24 protein-coding genes are annotated in these 24,999 nt (G+C 72.1%); 6 read left to right on the plus strand and 18 right to left on the minus strand.

The window, feature by feature from the left end:
• Nucleotides 1–57 precede the first annotated feature (57 nt).
• The 3 genes from ACZ7L5_RS33905 to ACZ7L5_RS33915 all read right to left on the minus strand — a co-directional run bounded on the left by ACZ7L5_RS33905 (nt 58) and on the right by ACZ7L5_RS33915 (nt 3,194).
• On the minus strand, nt 58–1,215 hold the full coding sequence (locus tag ACZ7L5_RS33905; RefSeq protein WP_328883090.1) for an ROK family protein: 1,158 nt from the start codon (nt 1,213–1,215) through the stop codon (nt 58–60).
• 132 nt (nt 1,216–1,347) lie between these two features.
• Complete coding sequence (locus ACZ7L5_RS33910; protein WP_328883091.1) at nt 1,348–2,010, minus strand: response regulator transcription factor; 663 nt, start codon at nt 2,008–2,010, stop codon at nt 1,348–1,350.
• Between the two features lie 14 nt (nt 2,011–2,024).
• On the minus strand, nt 2,025–3,194 hold the full coding sequence (locus tag ACZ7L5_RS33915; protein ID WP_471521706.1) for a sensor histidine kinase: 1,170 nt from the start codon (nt 3,192–3,194) through the stop codon (nt 2,025–2,027).
• 109 nt (nt 3,195–3,303) lie between these two features.
• Between ACZ7L5_RS33915 and ACZ7L5_RS33920 the strand changes: the two genes are divergently transcribed.
• Genes ACZ7L5_RS33920 through ACZ7L5_RS33930 form a run of 3 tightly spaced genes read left to right on the plus strand, consistent with a single transcriptional unit; the run spans nt 3,304 to nt 5,423 of the window.
• Nucleotides 3,304–4,224, plus strand: a complete 921-nt coding sequence (locus ACZ7L5_RS33920) for an ABC transporter ATP-binding protein (RefSeq protein WP_471521708.1) — start codon at nt 3,304–3,306, stop codon at nt 4,222–4,224.
• A 3-nt stretch (nt 4,225–4,227) separates the two neighbouring features.
• Nucleotides 4,228–4,953: an ABC transporter permease gene (locus ACZ7L5_RS33925; RefSeq protein WP_471521710.1), complete on the plus strand. Its 726-nt coding sequence runs from the start codon at nt 4,228–4,230 to the stop codon at nt 4,951–4,953.
• 41 nt (nt 4,954–4,994) lie between these two features.
• Entirely contained in the window at nt 4,995–5,423 is a 429-nt protein-coding gene (locus ACZ7L5_RS33930) for a hypothetical protein (protein WP_471521712.1), read from the plus strand.
• A 20-nt stretch (nt 5,424–5,443) separates the two neighbouring features.
• Here ACZ7L5_RS33930 and mug read toward each other — a convergent pair whose 3' ends face one another.
• From mug to ACZ7L5_RS33975, 9 genes are all read right to left on the minus strand, one after another.
• Nucleotides 5,444–5,992 carry a G/U mismatch-specific DNA glycosylase gene (mug, locus tag ACZ7L5_RS33935; protein ID WP_471521714.1) on the minus strand — a complete coding sequence of 183 codons (549 nt, stop codon included), beginning with the start codon at nt 5,990–5,992 and terminating at the stop codon, nt 5,444–5,446.
• Between the two features lie 13 nt (nt 5,993–6,005).
• Nucleotides 6,006–7,448, minus strand: coding sequence for an adenylosuccinate lyase (gene purB, locus ACZ7L5_RS33940; RefSeq protein WP_471521716.1), 1,443 nt, complete (start codon nt 7,446–7,448; stop codon nt 6,006–6,008).
• Between the two features lie 145 nt (nt 7,449–7,593).
• On the minus strand, nt 7,594–8,376 hold the full coding sequence (locus tag ACZ7L5_RS33945) for an SGNH/GDSL hydrolase family protein (protein WP_363036891.1): 783 nt from the start codon (nt 8,374–8,376) through the stop codon (nt 7,594–7,596).
• Between the two features lie 60 nt (nt 8,377–8,436).
• Nucleotides 8,437–9,450: a hemolysin family protein gene (locus ACZ7L5_RS33950; protein ID WP_471521718.1), complete on the minus strand. Its 1,014-nt coding sequence runs from the start codon at nt 9,448–9,450 to the stop codon at nt 8,437–8,439.
• Complete coding sequence (locus ACZ7L5_RS33955) at nt 9,447–10,790, minus strand: hemolysin family protein (RefSeq protein ID WP_471521720.1); 1,344 nt, start codon at nt 10,788–10,790, stop codon at nt 9,447–9,449. Before ACZ7L5_RS33955 ends, ACZ7L5_RS33950 begins: the two co-directional genes overlap by 4 nt.
• Nucleotides 10,791–10,973: 183 nt before the next feature.
• Nucleotides 10,974–11,399 (minus strand): GNAT family N-acetyltransferase, encoded by a 426-nt coding sequence (locus ACZ7L5_RS33960; protein ID WP_362378904.1) that lies wholly within the window; start codon nt 11,397–11,399, stop codon nt 10,974–10,976.
• A 56-nt stretch (nt 11,400–11,455) separates the two neighbouring features.
• The gene (locus ACZ7L5_RS33965) at nt 11,456–12,361 is read right to left on the minus strand and encodes an LLM class F420-dependent oxidoreductase (protein WP_471521722.1); all 906 of its coding nucleotides are present in this window, start codon (nt 12,359–12,361) and stop codon (nt 11,456–11,458) included.
• Nucleotides 12,362–12,407: 46 nt separating this feature from the next.
• Nucleotides 12,408–14,981 carry an ABC transporter permease gene (locus ACZ7L5_RS33970; RefSeq protein ID WP_471521724.1) on the minus strand — a complete coding sequence of 858 codons (2,574 nt, stop codon included), beginning with the start codon at nt 14,979–14,981 and terminating at the stop codon, nt 12,408–12,410.
• A 4-nt stretch (nt 14,982–14,985) separates the two neighbouring features.
• A complete protein-coding gene (locus ACZ7L5_RS33975) occupies nt 14,986–15,867 on the minus strand; it encodes an ABC transporter ATP-binding protein (protein ID WP_471521726.1) in 882 nt (293 codons plus the stop codon).
• A gap of 240 nt (nt 15,868–16,107) precedes the next feature.
• Here ACZ7L5_RS33975 and ACZ7L5_RS33980 point away from each other — a divergent pair, with 240 nt between their 5' ends.
• Both ACZ7L5_RS33980 and ACZ7L5_RS33985 read left to right on the plus strand, forming a co-directional pair.
• Nucleotides 16,108–16,347, plus strand: coding sequence for a toxin-antitoxin system HicB family antitoxin (locus ACZ7L5_RS33980; protein ID WP_328883105.1), 240 nt, complete (start codon nt 16,108–16,110; stop codon nt 16,345–16,347).
• A 4-nt stretch (nt 16,348–16,351) separates the two neighbouring features.
• Nucleotides 16,352–16,726, plus strand: a complete 375-nt coding sequence (locus ACZ7L5_RS33985) for a fic family toxin-antitoxin system, toxin component (RefSeq protein WP_328429210.1) — start codon at nt 16,352–16,354, stop codon at nt 16,724–16,726.
• Here the strand turns inward: ACZ7L5_RS33985 and ACZ7L5_RS33990 are convergent, their stop codons facing one another.
• Nucleotides 16,727–17,422, minus strand: a complete 696-nt coding sequence (locus tag ACZ7L5_RS33990) for a class I SAM-dependent methyltransferase (protein WP_471521729.1) — start codon at nt 17,420–17,422, stop codon at nt 16,727–16,729.
• Between the two features lie 96 nt (nt 17,423–17,518).
• On the minus strand, nt 17,519–18,205 hold the full coding sequence (locus ACZ7L5_RS33995) for an esterase/lipase family protein (RefSeq protein ID WP_471521731.1): 687 nt from the start codon (nt 18,203–18,205) through the stop codon (nt 17,519–17,521).
• 108 nt (nt 18,206–18,313) lie between these two features.
• On the opposite strand from ACZ7L5_RS33995, the gene ACZ7L5_RS34000 reads away from it, so the two are divergent.
• Nucleotides 18,314–21,232 carry a helix-turn-helix transcriptional regulator gene (locus ACZ7L5_RS34000; RefSeq protein WP_471521733.1) on the plus strand — a complete coding sequence of 973 codons (2,919 nt, stop codon included), beginning with the start codon at nt 18,314–18,316 and terminating at the stop codon, nt 21,230–21,232.
• On the opposite strand, the gene ACZ7L5_RS34005 is transcribed toward ACZ7L5_RS34000, so the two are convergent.
• From ACZ7L5_RS34005 to bioB, 4 genes are read right to left on the minus strand one after another with little or no spacing between them, the layout of a single operon-like run.
• Entirely contained in the window at nt 21,229–21,729 is a 501-nt protein-coding gene (locus tag ACZ7L5_RS34005) for a hypothetical protein (protein ID WP_471521735.1), read from the minus strand. The two genes, ACZ7L5_RS34000 and ACZ7L5_RS34005, sit on opposite strands and share 4 nt — an antisense overlap.
• Nucleotides 21,726–22,442 carry a dethiobiotin synthase gene (gene bioD, locus ACZ7L5_RS34010; RefSeq protein WP_471522094.1) on the minus strand — a complete coding sequence of 239 codons (717 nt, stop codon included), beginning with the start codon at nt 22,440–22,442 and terminating at the stop codon, nt 21,726–21,728. The genes ACZ7L5_RS34005 and bioD overlap by 4 nt, the downstream gene beginning before the upstream one ends.
• A 2-nt stretch (nt 22,443–22,444) precedes the next feature.
• Nucleotides 22,445–23,743, minus strand: a complete 1,299-nt coding sequence (locus ACZ7L5_RS34015) for an adenosylmethionine--8-amino-7-oxononanoate transaminase (RefSeq protein ID WP_471521736.1) — start codon at nt 23,741–23,743, stop codon at nt 22,445–22,447.
• The gene (gene bioB / locus ACZ7L5_RS34020; protein WP_328883112.1) at nt 23,736–24,956 is read right to left on the minus strand and encodes a biotin synthase BioB; all 1,221 of its coding nucleotides are present in this window, start codon (nt 24,954–24,956) and stop codon (nt 23,736–23,738) included. Before bioB ends, ACZ7L5_RS34015 begins: the two co-directional genes overlap by 8 nt.
• Nucleotides 24,957–24,999: the final 43 nt, after the last annotated feature.

Below are 24,999 nucleotides of genomic sequence, written 5' to 3' on the forward strand. Positions count from 1 at the left end.
AGAGGTCGCGCCGCTGCCTGCCGGCGGCGCGCCGGACCGGCGTCGACCGGGTGACCGTCAGCGTCGCCCCGTCACGGTCCCCTCGACCGCGAACAGCTGCTCCTCGACATGGTCGAGAGCGAGCCGCAGTGCGCCGGTCGCCACGGCGGCCTCGCCGAGGAGGGACAGCGCGACCTTCGGCGGACGCAGGCAGTAGCGGGCCAGTTCGCGGCGCAGCGGCTCCAGTACGCCGTCCAGGCCGGCCGCCCAGCCGCCGACGACGACCAGCTCGGGGTCGAGGGCGAGGACGAGCGCGGCCACGTCGTGGACGAGGCGCTGGATGAAGCGATCGACGGCAGCGAGGGCCTGCTGGTCGCCGTCGCGGGCCTGGGCGAAGACCTTGGCGACGGCGTGCTCGTCCAGGGGGCGCAGGGGCTCGTCCGTGGTCGACAGCAGCGTCTCAGGTGTCGCCTCGCGGCCCAGCAGATGCAGTGCGCCGATCTCACCGGCCGCGCCGCCGAAACCCCGGTGCAACTGACCGCCGATCAGCGAACCGGCGCCGGGGCTCAGCCCGGCCAGGACGAACACCACGTCGTCGGACTCGGTGGCGGAGCCCTTCCAATGCTCGGCAACGGCCGCCGCGTTGGCGTCGTTCTCCACCAGGACCGGGCACTTGAAGGAACGGCTCAGCCGCTCGCCCAGCCTGAGCCCCGTCCACTCTGGAAGCGCGGCGCCCAGCCGCACGGTCCCGTCCGCCTCGACGATGCCCGGCGTCGCGACCCCGACAGCCCGCAGCGAGCTGCGCGCCACACCGGCCCTGCGCAGCAGCTCGACCACGCCCGTACGCACCCGATCGAGGCGCTCGTCGGCCGGAGCCGTCTCGTCGACGTCCTTGGCGATGGCGCCGAGAATCCGGCCGTCCAGGTCGGCAAGGAGCGCGGCGACCCGATGCGATCCGATCTCCACGCCGAGCAGGTGACCGGCCTCGGCCCGGAACCGGAACCGGCGCGCGGGCCGGCCCTGGCGCCGCACGACACTCTCGTCGGCCGCCTTCTCGACGACGTACCCCGCCTCGATGAGCCCCTCGACGACGCCCTCGACGGTGGGCCGGGACAGCCCGGTCACCCGGGTGATCTCCGTCAGCGTGGCGGCGTCCGTGGCACGCAGCGCGTGCAGCACCACCGCGGAGTTGATCCTTCGCAGCAGCGAGGGATCCCCGCCGGTCAGTGGCCCCAACGTCCGTCCTCCCAGCTCGTGCGCATGTTGGGCGGATGGTACTCGCAGTGGCGAACCCGGGCGAGTGTCGGGCACCCCCCGGACCTACTGGTCGGTCCGTCCGGCTGTCCGCGCCCCGGTCCGGGGGAGGGCTCACCCCGGCGCCACGAACCCCGACTCGTAAGCCGTGATCACCGCCTGCGTGCGATCCCGCGCCCCCAGTTTGGCCAGGACGGCGCTCACATGGGACTTCACCGTCTCCGTCCCGACCACCAGCCGGGCCGCGATCTCCGCGTTCGACAGTCCGCGTGCCATCAGCCGCAGCACCTCGGCCTCCCGCTCGGTCAGCCGGGCCCGCTCCAGTACCGCGCGCGCCGCCCGGTTGCCGCCGTCGTCGCCGTACTGTGCGGCCAGCTGCCGCACCGACGCGGGGAACAGCAGCGACTCGCCCTCGGCGACCAGCCGCACCGCGTGCACGATCTCGGCTGGCCGGGCCCGCTTCAGCAGGAACCCGTCGGCACCGGCCCGCAGCGCCTCGTACACATACTCGTCGTTCTCGAAGGTCGTGACGACGAGGATCTTCGGCGGCTCGTCGACCGTGCGCAGCACCGCGCGCGTGGCCTCGATCCCGTCCAGCAGCGGCATCCGTACGTCCATGGCGACCACATCGGGCCGCAGTTGCCGCACCAGTGGGATCACCGCCGCCCCGTCGGCGGCCTCCCCGACCACCTCGATGTCGGGCTGCGCCTCCAACACGGCCCGCAGACCCGCGCGTACGAGGGGTTCGTCGTCGACGAGGAGGACGGTGACCGGCATCCGGCCAGCCTAGATCAACTCAGCGGCAGCTCAACATGTACCTGCCAGTCACCCTCGTCGGGGCCGGTCCGCGCCTGTCCGCCCAGCAAGGCAGCGCGCTCGCGTATCCCGCGCAGGCCACTGCCCCGGCCGGGCCCGGGTATGTCGGCGGTCAGCGGATTGCGGACCTCAAGGGTGAGCGTGCCGTCCGCGACGGCGATGCGTGCCCCGACCGGGACCGCGCCCGCGTGCCGCAGCACATTGGTCAGCGATTCCTGGAGGATGCGGTAGCCCTCGCGGGAGACCGGGCCGGGCACGGTGTCCAAGGGTCCCGTCAGCTCGACGTCGACCTTCGCGCCCGACGCCCGCGCGGACTCCAGCAGACGGTCCGCGTCCGTCAGCGTCGGTCGGCTGCTGACCGGCCGCTCCGACTCGCGCAGGATGCCGAGAACCCGCTCCAGGTCCTCCAGGGCGGCCCGGCCGGTCTCCTCGATGGCGTCCAGGGCCCGGTCGGTGAAGGCGGGGTCGCGGGCCGCGCGGGCGGCGCCCGCCTGCACCACGGCGACGGTCAGGGCATGGCCGATGGAGTCGTGCAGTTCACGGGCGATACGCGTGCGTTCCAGGAGCTGTTCGGTGCGCTCCTCCATGGCCGCGAGGCGCTCGGCGGGCGTGGGGCCCAGGAGGCGGCGGGCGAGTGCCGTGATGAGGTGGCCGGAGGCGACCACCGTCGCCGCCAGTGCGACCAGCAGCAGGGGCACCAGCAGGACGTTCCACCAGCCGCGGACACCGAGGGTGAACAGTCCACCCTCCTCGAAGTCCCGGTCGAACGGCGCCGACAGCAGGTGCACCGTGCCGAAGAGCAGTTGGGCGACGCATGTGACGGTCGCGTAGCCCAGCAGCAGCCGTGCCTCCAGCCAGACGACGAGCCGTCCCCGGTCGCCCCAGGATGCCGACGGCGCGACCACGATGTTCGTGCTCCCGTGGTCGTGCCGGTGCCCGGTCAGCAGTAGCCTCGCCTGGAGCCCCTCCGCGGTCCGCATCGCGGGCACCAGTGCGGCGGGGGCGAGCGCGGCGGCGGCCACCGGCCAGATCCACCACGCTTCCTGCACGAACAGCCACATGCTCGGCCACACGATGCCGATGAACAGATGCAGCAGCCGTGTGTACGTCACCGCCCGACCCAACGGGCGCAGCAAGCGGACCATTTCGTCATCGTGCCAGCCGCCACTGACAACGGACCTCCCCCGCGTGGGGGAGACGATCTCCACGGGCGGGGGAGGAGCCGACCCACCCCCGGCGGCCAGGGTTATTGCCATGACCAGCATCGAAGTCCAAGCCCTCACCAAGGAGTACGGCAACCGGCGAGCCGTGGACGACCTCACCTTCACCGTCCTCCCCGGCCGAGTCACCGGCTTCCTCGGCCCCAACGGCGCCGGAAAGTCCACCACCATGCGGCTCGTCCTCGGACTCGACCGGCCGACCTCGGGAGCCGCCACCATCGGCGGTCACGCCTACGCCACCCTGAGCGAACCCCTGCGGCAGGTGGGCGCGTTGCTCGACGCCCGGGCCGCGCACGGCTCCCGAACCGGCCGCGACCATCTGCGCGTCCTGGCCGCGACCAACCGCATCCCGAACCGGCGCGTCGACACGGCGCTGGAGGAGACGGGGCTCGCGTCGGTGGCGGGGCGCAGGGTGCAGACGTACTCCCTGGGCATGCGCCAGCGGCTCGGTATCGCCGCGGCCCTCCTCGGTGACCCCGAGGTCGTCCTGCTGGACGAGCCGTCCAACGGCCTCGACCCCGAAGGCATCATCTGGATCCGCGGGTTGCTGCGCCGTCTCGCGGGGGAGGGGCGAACGGTCCTGGTCTCCAGCCATCTCATGAACGAGACCGCGTCCTTCGCCGACCACCTCGTGGTCCTCGGCAGGGGGCGCCTGCTGGCCGACACCCCCATGCGGGAGTTCATCCACGCACGCGTGGAACCCCGCGTCCGTATCCGTACCTCGGACGCCACCGCGCTCAAGACCGTCCTCGCCCGCCACGGTCACGACGCCGTCCAGCACGACGACGGGCACTGGAGTGTGCACCAAGCGCGCGTGGACGACATCGGCCGCCTCATGTCCGAGGCAGGCGTCCCCATCCTCGAACTCGCGGCCGAAGAGGGCACATTGGAGCAGGCGTACCTCGATCTGACCGCGGCCGAGGCCGAGTTCACCGCACAGCCTCAGGAGGCCTGAACCATGGCATTCGCGCCCGTACTCCACTCGGAATGGCTCAAGATCCGTACGCTCCGCTCGCTGCCCGGAGCACTGCTGGCGCTGTTCGCCGTGACCACGGCGTTCTCCGCCCTGGCCGGTACCGACGGGAGCTCCGACCCGGAGTTCGACCCGCTGTTCACGGCCATGTTCGGGATCCTGCCCGGCCAGATCGCCGCCATCGCGTTCGGGGCGCTGGCCGTGTCGTCGGAGTACCACGGGGGTGCGTTGCGACTGTCGCTCGCGGCGGTCCCGCAGCGCGGACGCTGGTTCGCGGCGAAGGTGACAGCCATCGCCGTGCCGGCACTGCTCGTGGGACTGGTCACCGCCTTCACCGCGCTGGTGGTGGCACGCGCGGGACTCGGTTCCGCGGCCGGCGCGCTCACCTCGGCCGAGCAGGTGCGCGGAGTCGTGGGCTGCGGGATCTACCTCATGCTGATGGCGTTGTTCGCGGCGGGCCTCACCGCGGTGCTGCGCAGCGGTGTCGCCACGCTCTCCGTCCTGATCCCGTTCATCCTCGTCGTGTCGTTCGTGATCGGCGACGCCGCCGGCACCGCCGCGGACCTCCTGCCCGACAAGGCGGGCCAGATCGCCCTTCACCAGACCTACGACGGCACCCTCGGGCCCTGGTCGGGACTCGCGGTGACCGCGCTGTGGACGGCGGCGGCGCTGCTGGCAGGGGCGTGGAGCGTGCGGCGCCGGGACGCCTGACGGCACGCCAATTGTCAGTGCGGCCGGGTTTACTGGGACCCATGAACATCGCACGGCACATCGCCCTCATCGACGAGCTGTGCTTCCGCCCCTTTCCGGCGGAGCACGGCCCGTCGGACGTCGGCGACGGGGGGCCGCGGTATCACGTCGTGGTGTTGGAGAGGAGCGAGGACGACTGCGGGACGCGCGCGGCGACGGTGGAGCAGTTCGAGAAGTACCGGGACGCCCTGTACGAGGTGTACGCGCCCCAGTGGCGGCACACGCATCCGTTGAACTTGCAGACCACGCTACTGCGCACCGAGCGGGAGGACATACCCGAGCCCTGGCGGTCTCTCAGCTCCGGCGCCGCCGTCGCCCACCTCTGGGAGGCGCAGGGGACGGGCCGCTGGATCGCGGTGGCCGTCGCCGACCGGGACCCCGCCGCCTACGTCCAACTCCTGGCCGTGGTCACGGACGTCGCCCCACCCTGAGCTGTTGGGGCCCCGAGCTGTCAGGCCTGCTTCGCCGCCCTCCGCAACCGGGCGTACTCCTCCGCCATCGTCTGCGCCGTCCAGTGCGCGTTCAGCCCGCTCGGGTTCGGCAGCACCCACACGCGCGTGTCCCCGATCACCCGCTCCTGCGGCCCCACCGACGCTTTGCGGTCGTCGAACGCCGCCCGGTAGGCGGTCACCCCGACGACGGCCAGCCAACGCGGCCGCAGCCGAGCCACCTTCGTCGCCAGCAGCCGCCCGCCGTCGCGGTACTCCTGTGCGCTCAGCTCGTCGGCTCGCGCGCTCGCCCGCGCCACGACGTTCGTGATGCCGAGCCCGTAGGACAGCAACTCCTCCTGCTCCGACGGTTTCAAGAGCCTCGGCGTGAACCCGGACAGGTGCAGGACCGGCCAGAAACGGTTGCCCGGGCGGGCGAAGTGATGACCGGTCGCGGCCGTCATCAGACCTGGATTGATGCCGCAGAACAGCACCTGGAGACCGTCCCCGACGACGTCCGGCACCAGACGGTCGCTGGCGGCCTCCAACTCCTCGGCGGTGAAGCGCGTCATGCCGTGCCTGACGTCAGAGGATCGCCCCCGGCGTGTAACCGGCGGCCTCCGGGCGCTGCTTCACGATCTCCTCGATCCGGCCAACGACGACGCCTACCTGGTCGGCCGCGGCGCCCGTGAAGGACAGCTTGTCGGCCATCAGGGCGTCCAGGTCGGCGCGGTCGAGCGGGATGCGCTCGTCGTCGGCCAGCTTGTCGAGCAGTTCGTTGCGCTCGGCGCCCTGCTCGCGCATCGCCAGCGCGGAGGCGACGGCGTTCTCCTTGATCGCCTCGTGCGCGACCTCACGGCCGACGCCGGCGCGCACCGCGCCCATCAGCACCTTGGTGGTGGCGAGGAACGGCAGGTAGCGGTCCAGCTCACGGGCCACGACCGCCGGGAACGCGCCGAACTCGTCGAGCACCGTCAGGAACGTCTCCAGCAGGCCGTCCAGTGCGAAGAACGCGTCCGGCAGCGCGACCCGGCGCACCACCGAGCAGGACACGTCACCCTCGTTCCACTGGTCGCCCGCCAGCTCGCCGGTCATCGAGGCGTAGCCGCGCAGGATGACCATCAGGCCGTTGACGCGCTCGCAGGAGCGGGTGTTCATCTTGTGCGGCATCGCGGACGAGCCGACCTGACCCGGCTTGAAGCCCTCGGTCACCAGCTCGTGCCCGGCCATCAGCCGGATCGTCTTCGCCGTCGACGACGGCGCCGCCGCCAGCTGCACCAGCGCGGTCACGACTTCGTAGTCCAGGGAGCGCGGGTAGACCTGGCCGACCGAGGTGAACGCCTGCGCGAAGCCGAGGTGCCCGGCGATCCGGTTCTCCAGCTCCGCCAGCTTCGCCGCGTCGCCGCCGAGCAGGTCCAGCATGTCCTGCGCGGTGCCGACCGGGCCCTTGATGCCGCGCAGCGGGTAGCGGCCGAGGAGTTCCTCGACCCGGCCGTACGCGACGAGCAGCTCGTCGGCAGCGGTCGCGAACCGCTTGCCGAGCGTCGTGGCCTGGGCGGCGACGTTGTGGGAGCGGCCGGCCATGACCAGCTCGCCGTACTCGCCGGCCAGCTTGCCCAGGCGCGCCAGCACGGCCACCGTGCGGTCGCGCATCAGCTCCAGCGAGAGCCGGATCTGCAGCTGCTCCACGTTCTCGGTGAGGTCGCGCGAGGTCATGCCCTTGTGGACGTGCTCGTGCCCGGCGAGGTCGTTGAACTCCTCGATCCGCGCCTTCACGTCGTGCCGCGTGACCTTCTCGCGCTCGGCGATGGAGGCCAGGTCGACGGTGTCGAGGACACGCTCGTAGTCGGCGAGCGCCTCGTCCGGCACCTCGATGCCGAGGTCCTTCTGGGCCCGCAGCACGGCGAGCCAGAGCTGCCGCTCCAGCTTCACCTTCTGCTCGGGGGACCAGAGCGTGGCGAGCTCGGTGGAGGCGTAGCGTCCGGCGAGGACGTTCGGGATGCGGGGCTTGGCGGGCGCAGAAGTCACGTGTCCAGATTCTACTGGCGGTTTGTGCAGGCCAGCGCCGCGGCCCGGTTCGGTTGAATGTACGAGACGTGCGTCACGTCCCGACGAGTCGTGCCCCGTCAGCCGGAGAGGGTGGGTGAGCGGCCTCCCGCAACCAGAGCCGGGGCTACTCCGCAGTCTCCTCGTACGGCAGCAGATCCGGCCGCTTGGCCGGGCGGCCGTCGCCGGAGGAGCGGCCGGTCAGACGGCGGCCGATCCACGGCAGCAGGTGCTGCCGGGCGAACCGTGCGTCGGCGACCCGCCGCGAGGTCCACCCCGGCGGCAGCGTGGCCGGCAGCGGCGTGCGCCACTCGGTGTCCTCGGGGTCGTACCCGAGCGTCTGCCACACGGCCTCCGCGACCCTGCGGTGTCCCTCGGCCGAGAGGTGCAGCCGGTCCACGTCCCACAGTCGCGGGTCCCTGAGGGACGGGGCGCCGTACAGGTCGGCGACGACGGCTCCGTGCTTCGCCGCCAGCTCGTCCACGTGGGCGAACAGCTCCTCCATACGCGGCCGGAACCGCTCCAGCACGGGGCCCTGGCGGCCGGGACTGCGCATCAGGACCAGCTGCTTGCAGGACGGGGCCAGCCGCTCCACGGCCTCGGTCAGCAAAGCGCGCACGCGCACCATGTCGCACTTGGGGCGCAGGGTGTCGTTGAGCCCGCCGACCAGGGTGATCACGTCGGCCTGCATGGCCGCGGCGACCTCGACCTGCTCGTCGACTATCTGGCCGATCAGCTTCCCGCGCACCGCGAGATTGGCGTACCGGAAGCCGGGCGTCTGAGCGGCCATCCGGCCGGCGAGGAGGTCGGCCCAGCCCCGGTAGGAGCCGTCCGGGAGCAGGTCCGACATGCCCTCGGTGAAGGAGTCGCCGACCGCGACCAGGCTGCTGTAGGTGGGGTTCTTCTGCATGGCGACAGAAATAGTATCCCGTGCACATACCCGTCGGTCGGTCGGCCTCCCTCGCCGGACCTACGCCCGCTGTCCGAACAGCTCCCGCAGCACGTCCTCCATGGTCACCACCCCGCCCAGTCGTCCGTCGCTCCCCAGCACGGCCGCCAGATGCGTACGGCTGCCGCGCATGGCGGTGAGCACGTCGTCCAGCGGCGTGCTCTCCCGGACACGCGCGATGGGCCGCATGTCGTCCACCTGGAAGGGCACGTCCCGCGGGGAGGCGTCCAGCGCGTCCTTCACATGCAGATATCCGACGATGTGGCGGCCGGAGTCGACGACCGGGAAGCGGGAGAAGCCCGACTCGGCCGACAGGCCCTCCAGCTCCTCCGGAGTGACGCCCACGCGCGCGTAGACGACATGTTCCAGCGGGAGGACCACGTCGCGCACCGGCCGGCGGCCCAGTTCCAGGGCGTCGTGCAGCCGCTCCCGCGCGCGTTCGTCGATGAGGCCGGCCTCGCCGGAGTCGCGCACCAGGCGAGCCAGTTCGGCGTCCGAGAAGGTGGCGGTGACCTCGTCCTTGGTCTCGACCCGCATCAGTTTCAGGAGCGCGTTGGCGAAGGCGTTGATCGTGAAGATCACCGGCCGCAGCGCCCGCGACAGGGTGACCAGCGGCGGGCCGAGGACCAGGGCGCTGCGCACCGGCTCGGCCAGCGCGATGTTCTTCGGCACCATCTCGCCGAGCAGCATGTGCAGATACGTGGCCAGCGCCAGCGCGATCACGAAGGACACCACGTGCCCCGCGCCCTCCGGCACGCCCACCGCGTGGAACAAAGGCTCCAGCAGGTGCTCGATGGCGGGCTCCGCGACCACACCGAGCACCAGCGTGCACAGCGTGATGCCGAGTTGCGCCGCGGCCATCAGCGCGGACACGTGCTGCAGGCCCCACAGCACGCTCTTGGCGCGCCGGTCGCCCTGGTCGGCGTACGGCTCGATCTGCGAGCGTCGTACGGAGATGAGCGCGAACTCGGCGCCCACGAAGAAGGCGTTCACGACCAGCGTCGCGAAACCGATGAGCAGCTGTACGGCGGTCATCGCTCGCCCTCCTTCTTGTCCTGGTCCGCCTCGTCGGCCGACGGCGCGTGCATCAGCACACGCGCGGCCCTGCGCCCCGCGGCGTCCACGACGTCGAGGCGCCAGCCGGCGACCTCGACGCAGTCCCCGACCGCGGGGATGCGGCCGAGCTCCGTCGCGACGAGACCGGCCAGGGTCTCGTACGGCCCGTCGGGCGCTCTCAGCCCCACGCGCGCGAGCTGGTCCACGCGCGCCGAGCCGTCGGCCGAGTACAGGGTCCGGCCGTCGTCGTCCTTGCCCGCCTGGGCGAGGTCGGGTGTCTCGTGCGGGTCGTGCTCGTCCCGCACCTCGCCGACGACCTCCTCGACGATGTCCTCCAGAGTCGCCACGCCCGCCGTACCGCCGTACTCGTCGATCACCACGGCCATGGTGCGCTTGCCCGACAGGCGGTCCATGAGCCGGTCGACGGTGAGTGTCTCGGGGACGAGGAGCGGCTCGCGCATCAGCTCGGCGACGGAGACGCGCGGACGGCTCTCGGCGGGCACCGCCAGGATGTCCTTGATGTGCGCGGTGCCCACGACCGAGTCGAGGCTGCCGCGGTAGACGGGGAACCTGGACAGCCCGGTCGCCCGGGTCGCGTTCGCCACGTCCTCGCAGGTCGCCTGGGCGTCGAGGGCGACGACCTGGACGCGCGGGGTCATGACGTTCTCCGCGGTCAGGTCGGCCAGGTTCAGCGTCCGCACGAAGAGCTCGGCGGTGTCCGCCTCCAGGGCGCCTTCACGGGCGGAGTGCCTGGCCAGGGCGGCCAGCTCCTGGGGGCCGCGCGCGGCGGCCAGCTCCTCGGTGGGTTCCACACCGAAGAGGCGCACGATGCGGTTCGCCGTGTTGTTCAGGTGGGTGATGAAGGGGCGGAAGATCGCGCTGAACCAGCGCTGCGCGTTTCCGACCCGCTTGGCCACGGCCAGGGGCGAGGAGATCGCCCAGTTCTTGGGCACCAGCTCGCCGACGACCATCAGGACGATCGTCGACAGCGCCGTACCGATCACCAGCGCGATCGAGCTGGACGCCGAGTGGGAGATGCCGAGCGATTCGAGCGGGCCCGCGATGAGCCGCGCGATCGACGGCTCGGCGAGCATGCCGACGACCAGGTTGGTGACCGTGATGCCGAGCTGTGCGCCGGAGAGCTGGAACGTCAGGTTCCGTACGGCCTTCAGGGCACCGGACGCGCCCCGCTCGCCGCGTTCCACGGCGCGCTCCAGCTCGCTGCGTTCGACCGTGGTCAGCGAGAATTCCGCCGCGACGAAGGCACCGCAGGCGAGCGACAGCAGGATCGCCACCAGCAGGAGGAGCACTTCGGTCATCGGGTCACCTCCGTCCCATGGTCGGACAGGGTGGGGAGGATCGCGCGATGTCGGGTACTGGGAGGCTCGCCCATGGGCGGACGCTCACACCTTTCCTTGGAGGACCGAAGTGGTCCAGCAATAGTAAAGGACGGGCAAAGTGATTCGGTATGTGATCCGTGTGTGATCCCTGTCCGAGGTGAATCAGTCGTTCAGCGGCTTCACCCACCGCCGCCAGTGATCCTCCGGCGAGTACCCGGCCGCGCGCCAGGCATGGTGCGCGTTCTCGTTGCGCTGAAGCACCATCGCGTCGCCGCGGCGCCCTCCCAGCCGTACGAACCGTTCCTCCGCGGCGGCCAGCAGCGCCGAGCCGATGCCCCGGCGACGGCGCTGCGGGTGCACCGCCAGCCGGTACAGATGGCAGCGCCAGCCGTCGAAGCCCGCTATCACCGTGCCGACCAGCTCGCCGTCCAGCTCCGCCAGGATCAGCGCCTCGGGATCGCGGGCGACCAGCCGCTCCACGCCGTCCCGGTCGTCGCTGATGCTCGTGCCCTCGGCGGCCGTCTTCCAGAAGGCCAGCGCACTGTCGAGGTCGTCGGCCGTCGCGGGCCGTATCCGCAGATCAGTCATGCCGTGATCCCATCACGGGCGGCGGAACAGGAAGCGGAATTCCAGTATCCGGACGGCTACTTGTCGCGCAGCCGCGCCATTACCGGAGCGAATGCCTCCATGTATGGCTCCAGGACCGTCAGATACGAGAACCCGTACCGCTCGCGCTGGGCGAGCACCTGCGCGGTGATCTGGTCCAGGCTGCCGGTCAGGACGATGGGCAGCTCCAGGGCCTGCTCCAGGGTCAGCTCCGGTACCCGGTCGAGGAGCGGCTGGAGCACGGCCTCGCGGTCCTCCGTGACGGTCACCATCTGGAGGAGCAGGTTCAGCTCGGCGGGTTCCGGCCGGCCCGCTGCGAACTTCCGGTAGCGGGCCACCCGTTCGTCGAGCTGCTCGGCCGTGACGGGGAGCAGTCGCCCGGTCGAGCTCTTCGGGTCCGGGTAGGCGCCCCCGAACGCCGCGATGTCGGCGTGCTCGGCGGTCAGCCGCAGCACGCGGTCGCCGTTGCCGCCGACCAGCAGCGGCACTCGCGGCTGCTGCGTCGGCTGCGGCTGGTAACTCTCATTCCCGAGCAGCCGATCGAGCTCCTCGACCGTGCGACGCAGATGGTCCACGCGTTGTCGAGGAGTGCCGAACGGCAGACCCGCCGAATCGTGCTCCGCCTGCACATAGCCCGCGCCCAGCCCCAGTTCCAGCCGCCCGCCCGTCAGTGCGTCGGTCGTCGCCACCTCCCGGGCGAGCAGGGCCGGATTCCAGAACCCCGCGTTGAGCACGAACGTGCCCAGGCGTGGCCGCTCGGTCGCCTCGGCCGCCGCTACCAGGGCCGGGAACGGCGCCGGCATGCCCAGATGGTCGGGGACCAGGATCACGTCGTAGCCGAGCTCCTCGGCCCGGCGGCACTTGGCGCGCCACTCGTCGGCAGGGGCGGAGGTCATCAGGTTGACGCCGAAACGGAACGGACGCGGGCCCACCGGTCGCGACATGAACTCTCCTCACCTTCAGGGGACTTGAGTGCCTGCCGCGATTCCATCACTCGTGCGCGATGGCCGCCAGCACATTCATGCGCGATGCACGCAACGCGGGCAGCAGTGCCGCCACGACACCCACCACCGCCGACCCGATCACCACCGCGACGATCGTGCCCCAGGGGATCGCCAGCGCCGTCATGCCCTGCAACGCCAGCACCTGCTGCGTGCACACACCCCACACCAGCCCCAGCGCGAGCCCGAGGACCGCGCCGAACACGGCGATCACCACCGACTCCAGGCGGATCATCCGGCGCAGCTGCCGGCGGGCGAGCCCGATGGCCCTGAGCAGCCCGATCTCCCGGGTGCGCTCGACGACCGACAGCGCGAGGGTGTTGACCACGCCGAGCACCGCGATGATGATCGCGAGGCCGAGCAGGGCGTACACGAGGTAGAGCAGCACGGCGATCTGGTCGTGCACCAGCTGCTTGTAGTCGGCGATGTCCCGGACCTGCACCTGCGGATACGGGTCCAGCGTCTTCTCCAGGCCGGCCCGCAGGTCGCCCGCGCTCGTGCCGGAGGCGGCGTTGACGTACACGGCGGCGTCCTGCCCACCGGGGGCGTACTTCTCCAGCGTCGCCAGGCCGAAGTAGATCCCGCCCTGGGAGCCGAACCCGTCGGCGGACTCCTGGTCGGTCAGTGCGCCCACCGTCAGCTCGGCCCGCCGGTCGCCCTGGAACTCGACGGGGAGGGTGCTGCCGACGCGTACGCCGTGGTCCTCGGCGAAGTCCTTGTCCATGGCGAGGCGCCCGTCCGCGAGGGCCGCCGCGCTGTCGCCCCGGGCGTAGGTGATGTTGGCGACCTCGTCGAGCTGCGGTTCGTACGCCGCGGCGGTCGTCTGCACCCGGTCGCCGTCGGGCAGGCGTACCGCGATCGTGGTGAACTGCGAGCGCACGACGAGCCCCACGCCCTCGGTGTCCCGGATCCGGTCGGTGATCTCCCGCGGGAACGGCACGAAGTTGCTGTTCTGCACGACGAAGTCGGCGCCCAGCGTCTTGTCGATCTGCTGGTCGAACGACTTGGTCATCGAGGCACTCGCCACCGACATCCCGCCGACCAGGGCGAGGCCCACCATCAGGGCGGCGGCCGTGGCACCGGTGCGGCGCGGATTGCGCAGGGCGTTGCGCTGGCTCATCCGGCCGATCGAACCGAACACCGCAGGGAAGGCCCCGCCGAGGACCCGGATCACGGGCCGTACGAGCAGGGGTCCGGCGATCACGGTCGCGATGAGCGTCAGGATGACGCCGAGGCCCAGGAGGGAGGCCGCCGTCGACGTCTTCGACGACATGGCACAGCCCACGAGCGCCGCCGCACCGCCCGCCCCGACCACCGCGCCCACGACGGCCCGCAGCCGCAGCGGCCGTCCGATGTCGGCGATCTCGGCGTCCGCGAGGGCCGCCATCGGCGAGACGCCCGCCGCGCGCCGGGCCGGGAGGTAGGCCGCGACGAAGGTGACACCGAGGCCGACGACGTAGGCGACCACCGGCGTCCCCCAGCCGATGACCATCTCGGCGGCCCGGATGTTCATGCCCAGCAGGCCCATCAGCTCGATGAGCGCGACGGCCAGCCCGATGCCGGCCGCGAGGCCCAGCGTCGAGCCGACCAGACCGAGCAGCAGCGCCTCGGTGAGGACCGAGCGCCGCACCTGGCGCCGGTCCGCGCCGAGGGCCCGCAGGAGGCCCAGCTCACGGGTGCGCTGGGCGATCAGCATGGAGAAGGTGTTGACGATCAGGAAGACGCCGACGAGCACGGCGATGCCGGCGAAGCCGAGCATGACGTACTTGATGATGTCGAGGAACCCGCCCAGCTGTTCGACGTCCGACTCGGCCTGCTCGTCCGCGGTACGCAGCTCGTAGGCGCCCGTGTCGCCGCCGAGCGCGTCGGCCACGCGCCGCTTGAGGTCCGCGTCGCTGACGCCCTCGGCGGCGTCGAGCGAGATGCTGGTGGCCGCCTTCGGATCGCCCAGGAGCTTCGTCTGCGCGGCCTCGGTGTCGAAGAAGACCAGTGCGGCGCCGGGGTTGGTGGTGGTGAACGTGGCGATGCCGACGACCTCGACCGGGAAGGAGCCTTCCTGCCCGATGACCGTGAGCCGGTCGCCGATCCCCACGTCCTTGCTGTCGGCGGTCTCCGCGTCGACCAGCACCTGCGCATCGCCCTTGGGCGCGTGTCCGGAGGTGAGCTCCACGGGGCTGCGCTCGGTCGGGTTCCAGGCGGTGCCGATGGTCGGGGCGCCGGTCGTCGGGCCCACCGACTTGCGGTTCTTGTCGGCGACGGTGAGGCCCTCGACGTCCACGTCAGGGCGGGCCGCCGCGACTCCGTCGATCTGCGCCAGCCGGTCGGCCAGCGAGGCCGGGAGGGTCAAGGTCTGCCCGGAGGGGATCGTTTCGTCGAGGGTTTCCTTCGGGGTGACGGTGACGTCCGCGGCGGTCGAGGCGAAGAGCCGGTCGAAGGTGCGGCTGACGGTGTCCGAGAAGATCAGGCTGCCCGTGACGAACGCGACGGACAGGATCACCGCCAGGGCGGAGAGCAGCAGCCGTCCCTTGTGGGCGAGGAATCTCCTGAGCGTCGCCTTGAGCACCGGGTCAGCGCTCCTCGGGCGGGGCGGGCCACTCGGACGGTGCGGGCGAGGCTGACGACGGCCGGTCGTCCGGTACCGCCCCCGGCGCCGGGCCGCCGCCGTCGAACGGGCCGCGGGTCACGTCGAAACGCTTCAAGCGCTCCAGTACGGCTTCCGCCGTCGGCCGTTCCATCTCGTCGACGATCCGCCCGTCGCCCAGGAACAGCACCAGGTCGGAGTGGGCGGCGGCGCCCGGGTCGTGGGTGACCATCACGACGGTCTGCCCCAGCTGGTCGACGGCCTCCCGCAGGAAGCCGAGCACCTCCAGGCCTGCTCGCGAGTCGAGGTTTCCGGTCGGCTCGTCCGCGAAGATCAGCTCCGGCCGGGAGGCCAGCGCGCGGGCGCAGGCGACGCGCTGCTGCTGGCCGCCCGAGAGCTGGGACGGCCGGTGCTTGAGGCGGTCCCGCAGCCCGAGGGTGTCGATGACCTGGTTCAGCCACTTCTCGTCGGGCTTCTTGCCCGCGATGTCCATGGGCAGGGTGATGTTCTCGGCCGCGTTCAGGGTCGGGATCAGGTTGAACGACTGGAACATGAACCCGATCCGGTCCCGCCGCAGGCGGGTCAGCTCCCGGTCCTTCAGCCCGGTGATCTCGGTGTCACCGAGCCACACCTGCCCCGCCGAGACGTTGTCGAGGCCCGCCAGACAGTGCATCAGCGTGGACTTCCCGGAACCCGACGGCCCCATGACCGCGGTGAAGCGCCCGCGCGCGATGTTCACGTCCACCGAGTCGAGGGCGAGCACCGTGGTCTCACCCGAGCCGTACGCCTTGGTCAGACCGCGCGCGCGGGCCGCGATGCCGTCGGCCGACGCGGGCCCCGGGGCGTACCGGGCAGCTGCTGTGGACAAGACCGCCTCCTCACGGAACGGACGGGACGACTCGACGGAACGACTGTCGTCACCGCCGAGACTAATGTGATCCACCGCACACCTGGTATCCCCCCGAGGTCCCGGTCGGTCTCCGCCCCAGGTCGGGTCCCTGATATCGATGTAAGGGGCACTCGCCGATCCGGGGCGGCCCTCGATCCCCGGCTGATCCCCGGGGGGCGGACCCTTGCCGTGCTAGCGCGATCGCGCTAGCTTCGAAGTATGGCGAAGACCCAGTTGAACGTGAGAGTGGACGAGGGCACGGCCCGCGCCGCCCGCGAACGCGCGCTGGCCCGAGGCGTGAGCGTCAACCGCTACATCGAGGAACTGGTCCAGCAGGACACCGGTGAGGTCGGCAACACCTTCGTGGAGGCCGCCGCCGATTTCATGAAGCAGTACGAGTCGGTGTTCGCCGAGGAGTTCGGCGCGGACCGCGAGGGCACGCGCGAAGGTCGCCACTGATCCGTTGAGCCATCTGAACATCGACCTCGCCTGGCTGCTCATGCTCGCCGAACAGAACACGCCGGGGGACCCCCAGGTCACCGACTGGGGAGCCCTCGTCGCCGCCGTCGCACGCCATGAGGCCGAGATATTCGACGTCCCGGTCTACGACAGCCCGCAGACCAGAGCCGCCTCCCTGCTCCAACTCCTCATCCACGTCCCCGCGTTGGAGCGCTCCAACGCCTTGTTCGCCTCCGCCGTCGCCTACGCCTATCTCGTCGCCAGCGGCCTCAAGGTCGTCACCTCGCCCGAGCAGGTACGCGACCTGGCCCGGCTCGTGAAGAGCGGCGAGGCCACCGTGCACGACATCGCGAGGGAACTGCGCCAGTGGAGCCTGTGACTAGTCGCTGATCCGCGGTCGCCACGCCGTCCCCAGCGCGCAGTACGACGAAGGGAACGCCGGCCCCTTCTCCGGCATCATCACCCGCCGAACGGGGCCGAGTTCGAAGCCGGCCCCGCGCAGCGCCCCGACCGGGTCGCGGGAGACATGGCAGCCGCCACTCACCAAGGGCCACACCGACCGGTCCAGGGCGCGCTGAGTGAGGAGCATGGCGCGTCCGCCGCCCCGGCCGTGCTCGAAGAACCGCACCTCGCCGCCGGGCCGCAGCACCCGCCGCACTTCACCGAGCGCCCGCGGAACGTCCCGCACGCTGCACAGCACCAGCGAGAGCACGACCGCGTCGAAGGCCTCGCTCTTGACCGGCAGCGCCTCCGCCGCGCCCGGCACGACGTCCACGGGCACGCCCGCCCGCAGCGCCGACTCCACCGCCAACTGCCGCAGCAGACGTTCCGGTTCGATGGCGACGACCTCCGAGACGGCACTCGGATAGTGGGCGAAGTTCAGGCCGTTGCCCGCGCCGATCTCGATCACCCGGCCGGAGAGCCCGGCCAGCAGCCGCTCGCGGACGCCGCCCATGCCCATCCGGGTCTCGGCGGTGACGCTGGTCCGGGCGTAGAAGCGGGCGAACAGCGGGTGGTGCACGGCATCCCGTGGCACCTTGCCTGAGGCGGCGGACCGTGGGGACCGTAGGGCCATGGGGACCTCCCGGGCGGGACGGGGCTCACCCTGATTGTCCCCCGTACGGGCCCGACGCACCCCCCGCCGTTGCGGTGGCTGTCGTTCCGGGCCGGCTCAGCCGATGAAGTCCCGGACCTGCTCGTACACGCCGTGGTCGTTGTTCATGTCGGTGTGCGAGACACAGCCGACCTCGACGTTCGTCGCGCCGCTCAGGATCGCCGTGGTGTCGGGGGTGAGTGCCTCGTCGCAGTTCGACCAGTAGCTGGCGTACGACACACTGCCCGGGGTCTCGTCGCCGGAGTTCAGGGCGGTCAGGAACGAGCTGCCGGTGTTCATCTCCGCGCAGGAGGTGTACAGCCATGAGCACCACGAGGCGGTGGACGTGCCGTGGTTCACCCCGGCGGTGGAGACGAAGTCGTCGACGTACGACGTCCCGCCGAGGTTCTTGAGGTAGTAGCGGGAACTGAGCGCGCCGAGCGAGTGGACGACCAGGTCGACCTTCGAGGCGCCGGTCCGGGCGAGCACGTTTCTGATCTCGGTCCCGAGCTGCTGGGCGGTGGTGGCGTTCGACTGGGCCCAGTCGTAGGACCAGGCGTCCAGTTCGGCGGCCGTGTAGCCGTCGGCCCGGAAGTAGCCGGCCCAGTCGTCCCAGCTGCTCGCCGAGCTGCTCAGGCCGTGCACGAAGACGACGGGGTCGTGGGCCGCGGCGTGCGCGGCTGTGGGGGAGAGGGACAGTGACAGCAGGAGCGATGCGGCCAAGGCCGAGGCGGCCGTGGCGATGCGACGCTTGTGGCGCTGCATGATGCCTCCTGAAGCGTGTGGGGTTGTCAGGAGTGTCAGCCGGGTCTACGCGCGCCGCATCGGTGAAATCGCCGGTCTTTACGGTTCAAATAACTCGCCAGTAACGTCATGTGTGTGGTGACACCGGTGAACCCCCCACCTCTTGACCGCACTTCGCCACCGCAGCTCACAAACGCGTGGCGAGAGCTGGCCGCCACCCTTGCGGACGGTGTCCGCGTACGGGTGCTGCGCGCCGTGTACGGCGATCCGCGCGCCGCCGCCGAACTGGTCCCGCGCCTGACCGGCCGCCAGGCGACGGGCCTGGACCCGCTGCCCACGGACCCCGCCGAGCTGGCCCCGTCCCTGCTGCGTGAACGCCGCGCACAGATACGGGCGCTGCCGGACAGCACCCGCCTGCTCCTGCTCCTCGCCGCGGCCGATCAGTACCCGGTCCCCACCGACGCGTTCCTGCGCGCCGTCATGGCCGCCCGCCTCGACACCGGGTCCCTGGATGCCGCCGAGGCTGCCGGGATCGCACACGCGGGTGCGGGCGGGGTGGTGTTCCGCGACGCGTGGACGCGGATCGCGGCCTACGAAACGGGCTCACCGGCCGACCGCCGCGACGTCCACCGCCTGCTGGCCCGCGTGCTGGGCGGCGCGGGCGAGACACCATGGCGCTCGTGGCACCGGGGCGCCGGCGCGCCCGGCCCCAGCGGCCGACTCGCGGCGGAACTCGGCACCGCCGCGCGCAAGGCAGCAACCGCGGGGCGGCTCCCCTTGGCGCGGGCGCTGACGGAACGGGCCGCCGCCCTGTGCCCCGAACCGTCCGAGCAGGCCCGCCTGCTGAGCCGGGCAGCCGGGTACGCCTGGCGAGCCGGCGACGGGGAACGGGCACGGCGACTGGCGGCAGCCGGCTCCGAGGACGCCCTGACGGGGGTGCTTGCTCTGCGGGCGGGGAATGCGGGAGAGGCGTTCGACGCGTTGGTGTCGGCGGTGGTGCGAGTGGGGGCCGCTGGTGCCGGGGCGGGCGGGGCGTGGTCCTTTGCCTCGGGGGGTGCAGGGATCGGTGCCGTGGAGGGTGGGGAGTCTGCGGCGGGTGGTGCGGGGGCCGGCCCGGTGCCTGGGGAGGGTGGTCCGGGGCCGGGTTCGCCGACCACGGATGCTGGTGCGGGGTCGGCCGCGGTGTCGGCGGAGGCCGATCCCGGGGCGGGTCCGCGGCCGACGGTAGCTGTGCCCGGTGGGGGCACTCCGCCGGGCGCCGCCGACTCGGCGGGCGTCCTCCCGGCGAGTCCCGTTGGCGAGGGCGAGGGCGAGGGCCGCTCGCGGCCGACGGGAGTCGCCGCCAACAGGGCTTCCCTGTCCAGGGTTCGCACTCCTCCCGGGGCCGCGGCGGCTCCTGCCGGCCCAGCACCGGTCGCGTCGGCTGCCGTTGTCGCCCCTGCCCCTGCCCCTGCCTCTGCCCGTGCCCCTGCGCCGTCGGCTGCTCTCACCGCCCCTCCCGCCCCGCCGTCGGCCGTCGTCGCCATCCCGGCCTCCGCGCCCTCGGGCGCCAAGGCCACGCCCTCGGCGCCCGCGGCTGCCGTCGTCAGCCCGGCTTCAGCGCCCCGAGCCGCTGTCGCCACCCCCGCCCCCACACCCCCCGTTGTCGCCCTTGCCCCCACCACATCAGTCACCGTCGCCCCCGCGCCCACCACGTCAGCCACCGTCGCCCCACGCCCCCCGGCCCCCGCCGCCCACCTCCTCGCCCGAGCCACCGAAGCCGCCATCTACACCGGAGACCTGCGTCGCCTGCGCGAGGCCGCGCGGGTGGCCGATCGGCTCGGGGTCGATTCGCCAGGGACGCTGGGCGGGCTCGTGGCGGCGTTCGAGGGGCGGTACGAGGATGCGCGGGAGCTGCTGGAGGCGGCGGCCGGGCGGTGCGGGCCAGGGGGTGATCCCACCGTTCTGATCCACGCCGGAATCGCCGCCCTGCTCCTCGGCGACCACACCCGTGCCGTCACCGCGACCCTCCGCGCGGCCGCCTCCGCCCGGGCTCGCGGCACACCGGTGACCGTGCCGCAGGCGATGGAGTTCCGTGCGTACGCCGACTTCTGGACCGGACGCCCCCGGGTCGGCGAGGCCGCCGCGGCGGACGCGCTGTTGCAGGCCCACGCCACCGGCCAGGACAACGGCGCCTGTCATCTGCAGGCGGCCCTGGCCATGTTCTCGGCGCTCACCGGAGACGCGGACCTCTGCCACGAACGCGCCGCGAGCGCACGGTCGTACGCCCTCGCCCGTGGCCTGGGCCTGCCCGCCGCCCTCGCCCAGTGGGCGCTGGCCTACCTCGACCTGAGCAGCGGCCGCTTCGCCGCCGCAGCCGCCCGATTGCGCGCCCTGGCCGGGTTCGGCCCCGGGCACGGCCACCGGGCCATCCGCCACCTGGCCGCCCCGCACTACGTCGAGGCCGCCGTCCGCGCCGGGGACACCCGGGTCGCCCGCGTCGCGCACGCCGACTACCACCGGTGGGCAAGCGCCGTGCGCAGCCCCGACGACCTCGCCCTCAGCGCCCGCTGCCGAGCCCTCCTCGCGCCCGGCGCGGAGGCCGTGGACCACTACCGCGTGGCCCTCGACCTGCACTCCCACGGCACCCGCGACTTCGAACGGGCCCGCACGGAGCTGCTGTTCGGCAGCACCCTGCGCCGACTGCGCCGCCGTACGGAGGCACGCGACCGCCTGCACAGCGCCCTGGAGGCGTTCGGCTCCTTCGGCGCTCCGCACTGCGCGGCCCAGGCCCGTTCCGAACTGCGCGCCCTGGGCACCCCGGCCGGGCCCAAGCGGACCGGCCCCGACACTCCGACCGGCCGCCTCACGGCCCAGCAGCTCCTGGTCGCCCGTATGGCCGCCGAGGGAGCCACCAACCGCGAGATCGCCGATCGCCTCGCCCTCAGCCCGCGCACGATCGACCACCACCTGCGGGGCGTCTTCAGTCGGCTGGGGATCCGCTCCCGTATCGAGCTGGTGCGGCTCATTGCCGAGGTCGACGAGGGTGAGGGAGGTACGACCGGCTAGGCGCCGACGAAGGCCCGGGCGAGCCCGGCGAGGTTGCGCGGGCAGGCCCAGATCTCCCGCGTCATCCGGTGTTCGAACCAGTTGTCCGACTCGTCGTCGGGAGAGGGATCGTCGGCTGCACCGTCCCGCTCCGGGTGGGCCAGCATGTCCAGGACACCGCGAAGGCCGTCCAGCTCGTCGTCGAGCGGCATGGCGTCACACGGATGCTCGTCATGGGCGCAGCTCGCCCCTCCGAGAGCCTGCTCGACGGCGCCCATCGCCCGCAGCACACGGGCCTCGGCCGCCGCATCCGGGCGGGCGTAGATCACGTAAGGCCCTGTCAGCACCAGTCCGAGGGTCCACAGAGCGGTGTCCGGACTGTCGGCCCGGACGCTCGCCTCAAGGTTTCTCGCGCATGCCAGTACCGCCTCCGGCGCATCGCCGAGGTAGTAGCCCTCGCGGATCTCGTCCCACGTGTCGAACAAGTCGTCCCACTCGGCGGAAGCGGCAGGCGTCACGGCGTCTCCCGCCCTCGGAACCCCTCCGCGTCCCAGGTCCCGTACAACCGTGGCGCCAGCCAACCCGGCGCCGCAGCACGGAAGTCGGCCGGTGCCAGCGCCCCCGCACCGGCCGGCACCGCACCCAGCAGGGGCGCCCCCGCCACCTCGGGCAGGTCCGCGACGTTGCAGCGCGACGCCAGATCGGGTGCCGTGGGCCAGCTGCCGATCACCACGCCCAGCAGGTCCACTCGGCGTGAGCGCAGTTCACGCGCCGTCAGCTCCGTCGTGTTCAACGTGCCCAGGCCGGCCGACGCCACCACGAGAACCGGCGCCGCCATCAGCTCGGCCGCGTCCGCCAGCGTGCCGCCCGTCTCGTCGAAGCGGACGAGCAGCCCGCCCGCCCCCTCCACCAGCACCAGGTCGTGCTCGGTGGCCAGCTTGGCGGCCGCCTCGGCGATCTCCTGCGGGCGCACCGGAGGCAGGCCGGCCCGTCGCGCCGCCGTCGCCGGAGCCAACGGGTCGGGATAGCGGGCGAGTTCGGCGGTCGTCACGGCGCCCGCCAGCCGCGCCGTCTCCTCCGCGTCCCCGCACTCGTCCGGCCCGACGCCGGTCTGCGCGGCCTTGAGCACCGCCACCGACCGGCCCGCGCCCAGCGCCGTCGCGGCGACCGCGGCGGTCGTGACCGTCTTGCCGACCTCCGTGCCCGTCCCCGTGATCACCAGGATCGGCACGTTCATCCCTCCCGCACTGCCGCGCACACCGCGCGACCGATCCGTGCCACGTCCACGTCGCCCGTGACGTACGGCGGCATCGTGTAGACGAGGTCCCGGAACGGCCGCAGCCACACGCCCTCGCGCACGGCCGCCGCCGTCGCCGCCTCCATGTCGACGGCGTGGTCGAGTTGCACGACCCCGATCGCACCGAGGACCCGTACGTCCTTCACGCCCGGAATATCCGCCGCGGGGGCGAGCCCCTCACGCAGCCCCGCCTCGATCCGCTTGACCTCGGCCGGCCAGTCCTGGCCGAGCAGCAGCTCGATCGAGGCGCAGGCGACCGCGGCGGCGAGCGGGTTGCCCATGAACGTCGGGCCGTGGGCCAGCACCGGTACCTCGCCCCGCGAGATCCCGTCGGCGACGCGGGACGTGCACAGCGTCGCGGCCATCGTCAGGTAGCCGCCCGTCAGCGCCTTGCCCACGCACATCACATCCGGCGTCACCGCCGCGTGATCCGCCGCGAACAGCGCACCCGTACGCCCGAACCCGGTCGCGATCTCGTCGAACACCAGCAGCACGTCGTGCGCGTCGCACGCCTCCCGCAGCACCCGCAGATACGCGGGGGAGTGGAACCGCATCCCGCCCGCGCCCTGCACGACCGGCTCGACGATCACCGCCGCCAGTTCGTCGGCGTGCTGTTCGACGAGCGAGCGCAGTTGATCGGCGTAGGACTCCTCGTACTCCGCCGGCGGCGGATCCGCGAACACCTGGCGCTGGAGCACCCCGGTCCACAGCTCGTGCATCCCGCCCTCGGGGTCGCACACCGACATCGGCTGCCAGGTGTCGCCGTGGTAGCCGCCGCGCCAGGTCAGCAGCCGCTGCTTGCCGGGGCGGCCCAGCGAACGCCAGTACTGCAGGCACATCTTGACCGCGACCTCGACCGACACCGACCCGGAGTCCGCGAGGAAGACATGCTCCAGGCCCTCGGGCGATATGTCGACAAGGAGCTTCGCCAGGCGTACGGCGGGCTCGTGGGTGAGCCCGCCGAACATCACATGGCTCATCCTCGACAGCTGCTCGCGCACGGCCTCGTTGAGCACCGGGTGGTTGTAGCCGTGGATCGCCGACCACCAGGACGACATGCCGTCGATCAGTTCGCCCGAGCCGTCGGCCAAGGTCAGCCGCACCCCGCTCGCCGACTCCACGACGAGCGGCTCGACACGGCCGGGCATGGGGCCGTACGGATGCCAGACGTGCCGTCGGTCCAGCTCCAGCAGCTCGGGCACGGTCAGGTCGGCCACGGGGCGCGGGTCAGGCATTGGGTGCGAGGTCCGTTCCGGCACCCCGGCGGCGCACGGCGACCAGGTCGGTGCGCGGCTCGCCGACCGGAGCGGCGGGGTCGGCCGTGCCGCACACACCGCCACCGTCGTGCGACCCGCACCCGGCGCTCTCATGCGATCCGCATCCGGCACCCTCGTGCGATCCGCACCCCGCGCTCTCGTGCGAGCCGCACCCGCCCCCGGCCGTCGCCCGGTGCTCCGGCAGCGTCACCTGGTCGGTGCCCTCCACCTCGAAGCCGGCGTCCGCGATCATCTCCAGGTCGGCCTTGCCCGCCTGGCCCTCGGTGGTCAGGTAGTCGCCGAGGAAGATCGAGTTGGCCAGGTGCAGGGCGAGGGGCTGCATCGTGCGCAGATGGACCTCGCGGCCACCGGCGATCCGGACCTCGACGTCGGGGCAGACGAACCGCACCATCGCCAGGATGCGCAGGCACCGCTGCGGGGTGAGGTTCCACTCCTTGGCGAGCGGGGTGCCCTCGACCGGGATCAGGAAGTTGACCGGGACCGAGTCCGGGTCCAGCTCGCGCAGTGAGTAGACGACGTCAACCAGGTCCTCGTCGCTCTCGCCCATGCCCGCGATCAGACCCGAGCAGGCGGAGAGGCCCGCCGCGTGCGCCTTGTTCACGGTGTCGACGCGGTCGGCGTAGGTGTGCGTGGTCGTGATGTCCGCGTAGGTGCTCTCGGAGGTGTTGAGGTTGTGGTTGTAGGCGTCCGCGCCCGCCTCGCGCAGCCGCTCGGCCTGGCCGTCGGAGAGGAGGCCGAGGCAGGCGCACACCTCGACGCCCTCGTTCTCGTCCTTGATCGCCTTGATGGTCTTGGAGACCCGGTCCACGTCACGGTCGGTGGGGCCGCGCCCGGACGCCACCAGGCAGACGCGCTTGGCGCCTCCCGCCAAACCGGCGGCCGCGGCCTGGGAGGCCTCGTCGGGCTTGAGCCAGGTGTACTTGAGGATGCCGGTGGTCGAGCCGAGCCGCTGGGAGCAGTAGTTGCAGTCCTCCGGACACAGGCCCGATTTGAGGTTGACGAGATAGTTGAGTTTCACCCGTCGGCCGAACCACTGCCGGCGCACCTTCCCGGCCGCGGCCACCACATCGAGCAGGTCGTCGTCGGAAGTGGCGAGGACGGCCAAGGCTTCCTCGCGGGTCGGCAGCTCGCGCCGAAGCCCCTTGTCCACCAGCGTGTTCAGCAGGTCCATGGGAGCTGATCCTGACGTACGGAGGGGCTCCGAGCCAAGGAGA

This window comes from Streptomyces sp. NPDC107528 (assembly GCF_055639295.1).